At 62.9% G+C, this 1,684-nt stretch carries 1 protein-coding gene; it reads right to left on the bottom strand.

Features of this window, described 5'->3' with window-relative positions; translation table 11 throughout:
- The coding region (locus VGD20_RS17545) for a M13 family metallopeptidase (protein ID WP_331135668.1) at window positions 1–1,435 on the bottom strand (1,435 nt) is incomplete at its 3' end.
- Window positions 1,436–1,684 lie beyond the last annotated feature (249 nt).

The raw sequence follows: 1,684 nt of genomic DNA, 5'->3' as shown, positions 1-1,684 counted from the left end.
GATCGACCGGCTTGTTGAGATCCGACAGCGCATAGGCATATTCGAACGCCGCGCTGCGCTTCACATTGCCATACAGATCGGCGGGATCGATCTTGAGTGCAGAATAATCGCGCCATTTGTCGGGATAGCCGACCATCACGTCCATTTTGGCAAGCTTCGCCAGCGCCGCGTCCTTGGTCGCCGGAGCCATCCAGCTGTTGTTCCGGATACGATCGCCCATCGCGAGTTTCAGGTTGGCGACCAGCACCTCCATCTTCGCCTTCGCGCTCGCGGGGAAATATTGCTTCGAATAGGTCTCACCCACCAGTTCGCCGAGGCTGCCGTCCACCAGCGTCAGCCCGCGCTTCCAGCGCGGACGAAGTTCACCGACACCGCTCAGCGCCTTGGTATATTCGAACCGGCTGTCGACGAATGCCTTCGACAGATAGGGGGCCGCATTGTCAGCGACGTGGAATTGTTGCCACAGCTTGATCGTGTCGAGCGGCGTCTTGGCATAGAGCGCCGCGATATCGCGTACCGCGGTCTTTTCGTTCACGATGATACGCTTTTGCGGCGCGATGCCGGAGCCCGCGAACCACGCACCCCAGTCGAGCCCCGGCGCGTATGCCGCAAGCTCGTCCGACGACATCGGATTGTTGATCTTGCTGATGTCGCGGCGGTCGGCGACCGCCCAGCTGACTTTTGCGATCTCGGTCTCGAACGCCATGATCGCGTCGGCCGCCTTTTCGGAGTCGGCATTGCCCGCCATCTTCATCGTCCGCGCGATATAGGCGCGATAGGCGTCACGCTGCGGCTTGAAGCTGTCGTTCAGATAATAGTCGCGCTCGGGCAGGCCCAGCCCGGCCTGGCCGAGCCAGAGGACGTTGACCGTCGGATCGGCGGTGTCGGCATAGGGCCCGCCACTGACAATCGTCGAACCGAAGGTGCCCTGCGTGCCGCCCATGAAGCGCGCCATCTCGCTCTTGTCCTTGATCGCCGCGACCGCCGCGATATCGGCCATCAGCGGCTTGGCAGCCAAGGCCTCGACCCGCGGCTCGTCCATGAAGCTCTGGTACAGTCCGCCGACCTGGCTCGTCGCCGGGGCGCCCGCGACCACCGCGCGCAGTTGGCGCTGGGTCAAATTATAGACGTCGTAATCGACGCCCGCCGAAGCCTGATCGGACGGAATTTCGGTGCGCGCGAACCATCCGCCATTGGCATATTTGTCGAAATCGTCGCCCGGCTTGACCGACGGATCGCGCGCATCCAGATCGACACCCCATTTGCCGAAGGTCAGCGCCTTCAGCGATCCCGGATCACCGGCCGCCGCCCCACTCTCGCCGTCCGCCTTCGCAATCAGCGTAGCGCTCATATCGGCATCATGCGCCATCGCCGGCGCCACGGCCAGTGCCGTCGCGATCGCCAGCCCCGCAGTGCTCACAAAAAAGCTCTTCATTTCCCCAGTCTCCTGATTCCCTGCGCCGCCGGGTCGAGGCGGCGCCATGGTTGCCGTTGTCCGCCCGCCGCGACAGACGGTCAAGCAAGCCGCCCGACGCTGGTCGAAGCCTTTGGGATGTTGGTGGAAAGAGCGTGCACGGTGGCCCGCATTGCAGCGCGGCTCCCCTCATCCTATCTAGGGAACAATCGCGCAAAGCTGTGCTTGCGCCCAAAGAACAAATCTGGAACATACCTCTCCCATGAGTCT

The sequence above is a fragment of the Sphingopyxis sp. genome (assembly GCF_036402335.1).
Classification (GTDB): Bacteria; Pseudomonadota; Alphaproteobacteria; order Sphingomonadales; family Sphingomonadaceae; genus Sphingopyxis.
This window is presented reverse-complemented; position numbering and strand designations above follow the sequence as displayed.